Source organism: Micromonospora sp. NPDC047465, assembly GCF_040643125.1.
Taxonomy (GTDB): domain Bacteria; phylum Actinomycetota; class Actinomycetes; order Mycobacteriales; family Micromonosporaceae; genus Micromonospora.
This window is the reverse complement of record NZ_JBEYTP010000007.1, coordinates 160288-168274: the sequence shown is the minus strand read 5'-3', so window position 1 is coordinate 168274 and position 7987 is coordinate 160288. Positions and strand designations below refer to the sequence as shown.

The window sequence follows — 7987 nt, the reverse complement described above, 5'->3', positions numbered from 1 at the left end:
ACTGGTGGACACCGCCAGCATCGACGCCGAGTACCTGGTGGCCACGTTCGAGGAGGACGACGACCCGGAGCAGCTGATCGGCGACGCCGTCGACTACGACCTGCTCGCGGCGCTGGCAGAGGAGGAGTGACGATGGGCGTGCACCTGGCCCCGACGCTGCGCGTGCTGCGCGAGGAGATCAACACCCGCTGGCCGCACCGGGACAAGGCCTCCGACGGCTGGATCGGCGACGCGGCCCACCAGGCCCGCAAGTCCGACCACAACCCGGACGCCGACGACCGCTCGGTCAACGCGGCGGACTTCGACATCGACGGGATCGACCCGTTGCTGGTCGTCCGGCACTGCATCGAGCACCCGTCCACCCAGTACGTGATCTACAACCGGTTGATCTGGAGCCGTACCCGCGACTTCCGGCCCGCGCGCTACACCGGATCCAACCCGCACACCAAGCACCTGCACGTCAGCGTCAGCCACGCCCGGGCCCTGGAGGACAGCCTGCGCCCCTGGGGCGTCGCCACGGCCCGGGCCGCCAAGCTCGGCGACCGGGTCCTGCGGGCGGGCTGCAAGGGCAGCGACGTGCGGGAGTTGCAGACCCTCGCCAACCGGCTGGGCGCCCGCCTCACCGCCGACGGCGTGTTCGGGCCGAAGACCACCGCCTGGGTCCGGACCTTCCAGAAGTCGAAGAAGCTGACGGTCGACGCCGTCGTCGGACCGAAGACCCTGACCGCTCTCCGCAGCGCCACCAGGCCGCCGGCGCCGCAGCCGGCAGGCCGGGCCCCGGGGTCGCGCACCGTCCGCGTCGGCAGCACCGGCGAGGACGTGGCGTACGTCAAGCGGTTCGTCGGCGCGCGGCGGTGCGGACCGCCGGGCACCCGCTTCGACGCGAAGACCGAGGCGGGGGTCCGCTGGTACCAGCGGATGCGGGGGCTCACCGACGACGGCATCGTCGGCCGGCTCACCTGGGCCGAGATGGGCGTACGCGTCACCTACTGATCCGCGGCGCGGAACCGGGTCGCCCCGGTCCCGCACCCGTACCGAACCGCCCCGGGTCGTGCCCACGACCCGGGGCGCGCAATCGATGACCGGAATGTCCATGGTGAGGCGCGGTCGCCGCGCCGGCGGGGCGGGGGAGTCCATGACCCAGAGCTTGAGCGAAGAGGGCGTACGCGGGGCCGTCCTGGCGACCGTGGGCACGCGGCGGCCGGCCCCGGTGGCCGTCACCCAGAGCCCGACCAGCCGCGTGCCGCACGACCTGCTGCTCGCGGAGCTGCTCGACGCCGTCGACGACCTCGTCCCGTACGCGCAGGAGCTGAAGCCGGCACGCCGCCGGCTGTGGGCCATGCTGAACCCGGCGGCCGGCGCGCCGGCGCCCACCGCGCGGGCGATGGCGCGCCGGATCCGGGGCGTGGAGATGGCCTGGGCGGTGACCGTGGCGCTCGGCCCGACCCTGCGCCAACTGGCCGACCTCGCCCGGCCGGGCCAGTACCTCCCCCCGTTCGAGCCACGGCTGCGCGGCCTCCTCCACAAGGCCCGCGAGGCGTACTGCGCCGCGATCACCGAGGCGCTCGACGCCGCGCCGCCGTACCGGATCGAGGCCCGGCAGAACGAGGGCGACCGGCTGGTCGGGGAGTTCTCGGCGACGATGCCGCAGCTCTACCTGACCAACCCCATGGGTCTGGAGGCCGTGCTCGGGCAGCTCGCCGACCAGGTCACCGACCTCGTCGCCCTGCGGGCGGAACGGGAGGACGACGCCCTTCCCCGACAGGCCGCGGACGCCGAGACCGGCGTCACCATGACCGCCCCCGGGCAGGAGTGGTTCCTGCACCGCCGCCTGCTGGCCGAGCTCTACGCGGTACGCGCCTACCCGTTCCGCGACTACCTGCAGCCGTACCTGCGGTTCAGCCAGAAGCTGCGCACCATCAGCCTGGCGGTGCAGATCCTGACCACCCGGGAACGGCTGTCGTGGCTCGCCGACCAACCGGTGCTGCCCAGCGCGGCGACGGAACGGGTGGACGGGTACGTCGTCGAACTCGCGGCGGCCCTCACCCATGTGGAGCAGAGCTTCCTGCTGCACAAGGACGGCGCGTACGTCGAGGCGGCGGAGCGGCACAGGCTCGCCGTCGCGGTGCTGGCCACCGTCACCGGCCGCCCCGGGTTCAAGGCCGACCTCGACGACATCGCCGACACCATCGAACTGCAGAAGACCGTCAAGGCGATCGCGGCCGGGGTGGCGATCGGCGTCGCCACGGCGATCACCGCAGGGGCGGCCGGCGCCGCCGCCGGCGCGGTGCTGGAGACCGTCGTCGGCAGCGGCACGGTGCTCGGCTCGATCGCCGTCTCGGCGGGCGTGGTCGCCACCCGGCTGATGTGGGAGACGCTCGTCGCCCGTGGCGCGTCCGAGCTGCTGCTGGGGCCGGAGTCCATCACGGCGACGTCGTTCCAGGAGGACCTCGCGTGGCAGGCGCTGCAGGCCGCCGTCGTCCGTGTCGTGCTCTGCGGCTCCGGGGACATCTTCAAGGCGGTGGCCCGGTCCGGTGACCGGGCCGAGCAGGTCGCCCGGCTCGTGGTCGAGCAGATCACCACCTTCGGGTTCGGCGAGGCGCAGCACCTGATCCGCACCGGGGAACTGCGCAGCCTGCGGGACAGCGTGGTGGCCGCGGTGCAGCAGGCCGCCACCACGGGCGCCGTCATGGTCGGCGGGCTGATGGCGAGGTCGTTCCTCGACCGGCTCGGCGCGGCCCGCGGGGCGCTCACCGTCGACGGCGAGCGGCGGCTGCAGGAGCTGGAGGCCGAGCGCGCGCAGGTCACCCAGGACTTCGAGGCCGTCCGCAACGGCACGGCCGGCCCGGAACAGTTCCGGGCGTGGGCGACCCGCGCGGCGCAGGCCTGGAACGGGCTGGTCGCCCTCGTCGACGGGCTGCCGCCCGGGGCGGAACGCGACGCGGCGCTCCTCCGGCTCACCGCCGCCAAGGCCGAGATCGAGCTGCGCCTCGCCGAGGCCGGGATCAGCGCCTCGCTGACCTGGCCGGACGCCGTACCGACCTTCGAGGGTCTGCTGCCGGGCCTGGTGGTCTTCAGCGACGACGCCCGGCCGGTGCTCGACGCCGCCTACCCGCCCAACACCCGGCGGCCCACCGACCTCCCCGACGCCGTGCTCGTGTCCGGCTCCGGCGGCCGACGCCTGCTCCTGCTGCCCGAGGGCGACCTGCCGGCGCGGGCCGCGACGCCGGAGCGGCTGGTCCACGTGCCCGAGGCGGGCATGCGGCCCGGGCCGCCACCCGAGCCGGTGGTGCTGCCCGGCGCGGCGACCGTGGGCCTGGAGCGCCTCCAGGCCGCCTTCGGCCCCGACAAGGTGGCGAAGATCCTCGCGCAGGCGACCAAGGGACGGGAGTCGTTCCTGCGTCTGCTCGCGCACCCGGACCTGGCCGGTGTCGGCGCCGTCCAGTCCCGCTCGACCGCCCTGTACGGGCTCGCGTCACATCCCGCGTCGATCGCGTTCGGGCGGCAGTGGGGTCCGCTGCTGGTGCTGCGGCTGCGCAAGCGGCTCGGCACGGCGCAGGTCGACGACGGGCTCGGCCGGGCCGGCACCCTGCTGGAGCAGGCCCCGGCGGGTGACCGCCCGGCGCTCGTCGCCCGGCTGATGTCGCTGACCAGCCAGCAGCTGCGCCGGGAACTGGCACTCGCTCCCCCGCTGCGCCCGCCACGCCGCAAGATCACGCCGGAGAACCTGGGCGTCGACCGGGCCCACCCCAGTTGGCGGGTCCTGGCCGACGAGGTGGCCCGGGACTTCCCCGCGCTCACCCCGGACCAGCGCCGGGCGATGACCGACTGCCTGCAGGTCATCGAGGTCGCCGAGGCCGGCGAGTTCGACGCGTACCGGCCGCAGACCAGGATCGCGCTCGTCGACTCGTTCGAGAAGATGATGGTCGACGGGCAGATCCGCGTGCCGGATCTGACCATCGTCGCCAACCGCATGCGCGGCCGGCTCGCCGAGCACGTCTTCCTCGGTCCGCTGCCCGTCCTGCAGCAGACGATGTGGTTCCTCGGCGCGCGGATCGGCACATGGCTGACCGGCCGGTCCAACCTGGACGGGCACTGGGTGGCCGGCGACGTGCCGTGTTTCCTCGAGCTGAAGTCCGACGCGATCCACCTCCAGACCGCCGCGGAGCAGCAGGCGACGGCCCGGCAGTACCTGCGCGACGCGCTCGGGGACTTCGAGAACATCCCGGCCGGATCGCAGTACCACCTCTGGTTCATCCGGGACCCGGGGCCGGACGGACGGCAGCGGATGCTCGAGATCCTCCTGCCGCCCGGCGGCCCGATCGCGGGGGTGCACTTCGGGCCGGAGCCGCCGCCGGGCGTGCCGAGGCGCTGACCGCCGCGGCGCGACACCACGGCCGACAATCCGGCAGGAGCGTCGGCGACCGGGATCGACACGTGGACTCCCGGCCGCTACTCGACGAGTGGGACGCCATCCTCGACCGAGGACGAAAAAACAGGCGTGTCGACACGGCAAGTCCTTCACATCCGCGTGGAATCAGCAGGAAACGCGGAAATTCTTTCATCTATACATTCGAATGCATCGCCGTCTAGCATCACTCCGACCAGATCGACATTCCCGGATCTCTGCACCACCCCCCGCACGGGATCCGGCGTCAGGAGAGGGACGACCGATGACACTCCCCCGCCTGTCCAGGCGCCACTGGCGTCTGGGCGTCGCAACAGCCGCGGTCACCGCCGCGGTGGCGTTCGGCACCCCAGCGACCGCCGCTCCCGCCGAGGGGCAGATCCTCCAGGCCGGCGGCGCCACCGCGGTCTCCGGCTCGTACATCGTGGTGTTCAAGGACACCGCGGTGACCCGGGCCGAGGTCACGGGCAACGCCCGCGCCCTGGCCGGTCGGCACGACGGCACCGTCGCCCGGACCTTCCAGCACACGGTGCGCGGGTTCGAGGCCCGGATGTCCGCCGCGCAGGCCCGGCGGCTGGCCGCCGACCCGTCGGTGAAGTACGTCCAGCAGAACCACGTCGTGCGGATCTCCGGTACGCAGAGCCCCACCCCGTCGTGGGGCCTGGACCGCAGTGACCAGCGCGACCTGCCGTTGAACAACTCCTACACCTACCCGAACGGCGGCTCCGGCGTCCGGGCGTACATCATCGACACCGGCATCCGGTTCTCGCACAGCGACTTCGGTGGCCGCGCGGTCACCGGTTTCGACTCGGTCGACGGCGGCTCGGCCGACGACTGCAACGGCCACGGCACCCACGTCGCGGGCACTGTGGGCGGCACCGCGTACGGCATGGCCAAGAACGCCACCCTGGTCGGCGTCCGGGTCCTCGACTGCGGGGGCAGTGGCACGTACGCCGGGGTGATCGCCGGCATCGACTGGGTCACCGGCGACCACGACCCCGGCGAGCTGGCGGTGGCCAACATGAGCCTCGGCGGCGGGAAGGACCAGGCCGTCAACGACGCGGTGACCGCCTCCATCGCCGACGGCGTCAGCTACGCCATCGCGGCCGGCAACGACTACTCCGCCGACGCCTGCGGTGTCTCGCCGGCCAGCACCCCCAACGCGATCACCGTGGGGGCGACGACCAGCACCGACGCCCGGGCCGACTACTCCAACATCGGCACCTGCCTGGACATCTTCGCCCCGGGCTCGTCGATCACCTCGGCGTGGCACACCGGCGACAGCGCCACCAACACCATCAGCGGCACGTCGATGGCCACCCCGCACGTGGCCGGTGCGGCCGCGCTGGTCCTCGCCGCCAACCCGTCGTACACCCCGCAGCAGGTCCGCGACAAGCTCGTCAACGACGCGACCAACGGCAAGGTCACCAACCCGGGCACCGGCTCACCGAACAAGCTGCTCTACATCGGCAACATCAGCACGCCGACGCAGGACTTCGCCATGTCGGTGTCGCCGACCTCCGGAACGGTCAACCCGGGCAGCGCGGTCACCGCGACCGTCGGCACCACCACCACGGTCGGCAGCGCGCAGAACGTGACGTTCTCCGCCAGCGGCCTGCCCGCCGGAGCCACGGCGAGCTTCAGCCCGTCGTCGGTCACCTCCGGCAACTCCGCCACGATGACCATCTCCACCACCGGCACCACCGCGCCGGGCACCTACGCGGTGACCGTCACCGGCACCGGCACGGTCACCACCCAGACCGCGTCGTACACGTTGACGGTCAACGGGCCGCCCGGCTGCTCGCAGACCAACGGCACCGACGTCAGCATCGGCGACAACACCACGGTGGAAAGCTCGATCACCATCAGCGGCTGCTCCGGCAACGCCTCCGCCACCAGCACCGTCGCCGTGAACATCGTCCACACCTACATCGGTGACCTCGTCGTCAGCCTCATCGCCCCCGACGGCACCGCCTACACCCTGCACAACCGCACCGGCAGCTCGACCGACAACATCAACCAGACCTACACCGTCAACCTCTCCAGCGAGGCCGCCAACGGCACCTGGAAGCTGCGGGTGCAGGACGCCGCCTCCGGCGACACCGGCTACCTCAACACCTGGACACTCAACCTGGTCGGCGGGACGCCCCCGGGCTGCACCGGCACGAACGGCACCGACGTCAGCATCGGCGACAACACCACGGTGGAAAGCTCGATCACCATCAGCGGCTGCTCCGGCAACGCCTCCACCGCGAGCACCGTCGCCGTGAACATCGTCCACACCTACATCGGTGACCTCGTCGTCAGCCTCGTCGCCCCCGACGGCACCGCCTACACCCTGCACAACCGCACCGGCGGCTCGACCGACAACATCAACCAGACCTACACCGTCAACCTCTCCTCCGAGGCCCGCAACGGCACCTGGAAGCTGCGGGTGCAGGACGCCGCCTCCGGCGACACCGGCTACCTCAACACCTGGACGCTGACGCTCTAGCGGCAACGGCGCCACCAGCGCACTCCCACACCGGGGCCCCGACTGAACTCCAGTCGGGGCCCCGACATCCGTTGCCGGCCCCGCACACGGCACGGCTTTCGCCGGCGCCGGGGGCGCTCGCCCTTGCGGTCACGGTCGTCGTCGGCCGGGCCAGCGGGTCCGGATTGGACCTGGCCGCCACGCGGGCCGGCCTTCCTACGATGACCGTCCACGCCTCGGACACCGCCGGGAGGACCCCATGCCGGAGCGTTTCGCCGACCTGTCCACGCCGCTGATCGCCGACGCCTGCGTACGGCTGGGCGTGCCGCCGCGCGCGGCGCCGGCCGGGATCCGGGCGGTCGTCCCCGGCCACCGCCTCGCCGGGCGGGTGCTGCCGGTGCGCCACCACGGCAGCGTCGACGTGTTCCTGGAGGCGTACGCGGGCGCGGCCCCCGGAGACGTGCTGGTGATCGACAACGGCGGCCGGACGGACGAGGCGTGCATCGGCGACCTGGCGGTGCTGGAGGGGGCCGCGGCCGGCGTCGCCGGCGTCGTGGTGTGGGGCCTGCACCGGGACACGCCCGAGCTGGTGGAGATCGGCCTGCCCGTGTTCAGCTACGGCAGCCTGCCGCTGGGCCCGGACCGCCTCGACGAGCGGGAGCCGGAGACGCTCGCCAGCGCCCGGATCGGGCCGCACCTGGTGAGCGCCGACGACCTCGTCATCGCCGACGACGACGGCGTGCTCTTCGTCCCCGCCGCGAACGCCGGGGAGGTGTTGGCGGCGGCGCAGCGGATCCGGGACGTCGAGCGGGTCCAGGCGCGGCGGATCCGCGCCGGCGAGACGCTGCGCGAGCAGACCGGGTTCGCCGACTACCTCGCCCGCCGGGCCACCGACCCCGGCTACACCTTCCGGCAGCACCTGCGGCGCGTGGGCGGCGCGATCGAGGAATGACCGCCCGGGACCGAGCCCGCCGGTTCGGCCCGGGTTCGGCGTGGGTTCGCCACCGGGCCCGGCCCCGCTTCGCCGCCGGGTCGCCGCTGGGGTCGGCGCCGTCTCCGCTCGCGCCGGGCGGCGCCACGTGAGGGTGGTCATAGCGGCTGGACGC

General features: G+C 73.2%; 5 protein-coding genes. All 5 read left to right on the top strand.

Features of this window, described 5'->3' with window-relative positions; genetic code table 11:
* Positions 1 to 4 precede the first annotated feature (4 nt).
* The 5 genes from ABZ793_RS09885 to ABZ793_RS09865 all read left to right on the top strand — a co-directional run bounded on the left by ABZ793_RS09885 (position 5) and on the right by ABZ793_RS09865 (position 7833).
* Positions 5 to 130, top strand: a complete 126-nt coding sequence (locus ABZ793_RS09885) for a hypothetical protein (RefSeq protein WP_350679578.1) — start codon at positions 5 to 7, stop codon at positions 128 to 130.
* A gap of 2 nt (positions 131 to 132) precedes the next feature.
* The gene (locus ABZ793_RS09880; protein ID WP_350708147.1) at positions 133 to 993 is read left to right on the top strand and encodes a peptidoglycan-binding protein; all 861 of its coding nucleotides are present in this window, start codon (positions 133 to 135) and stop codon (positions 991 to 993) included.
* A gap of 142 nt (positions 994 to 1135) precedes the next feature.
* Positions 1136 to 4375, top strand: a complete 3240-nt coding sequence (locus tag ABZ793_RS09875; protein ID WP_357454638.1) for a hypothetical protein — start codon at positions 1136 to 1138, stop codon at positions 4373 to 4375.
* A gap of 298 nt (positions 4376 to 4673) precedes the next feature.
* On the top strand, positions 4674 to 6902 hold the full coding sequence (locus tag ABZ793_RS09870; protein ID WP_357454635.1) for a S8 family peptidase: 2229 nt from the start codon (positions 4674 to 4676) through the stop codon (positions 6900 to 6902).
* A gap of 238 nt (positions 6903 to 7140) precedes the next feature.
* Entirely contained in the window at positions 7141 to 7833 is a 693-nt protein-coding gene (locus ABZ793_RS09865; RefSeq protein WP_357454632.1) for a hypothetical protein, read from the top strand.
* The last annotated feature ends 154 nt before the right edge of the window (positions 7834 to 7987 follow it).

What these genes read in the sequence shown, in the direction of transcription:
- ABZ793_RS09880 (WP_350708147.1), top strand. Translation starts at nt 133, where the DNA reads ATGGGCGTGCACCTGGCCCCGACGCTGCGCGTGCTGCGCGAGGAGATC.
- ABZ793_RS09875 (WP_357454638.1), top strand. Translation starts at nt 1,136, where the DNA reads ATGACCCAGAGCTTGAGCGAAGAGGGCGTACGCGGGGCCGTCCTGGCG.
- ABZ793_RS09870 (WP_357454635.1), top strand. Translation starts at nt 4,674, where the DNA reads ATGACACTCCCCCGCCTGTCCAGGCGCCACTGGCGTCTGGGCGTCGCA.
- ABZ793_RS09865 (WP_357454632.1), top strand. Translation starts at nt 7,141, where the DNA reads ATGCCGGAGCGTTTCGCCGACCTGTCCACGCCGCTGATCGCCGACGCC.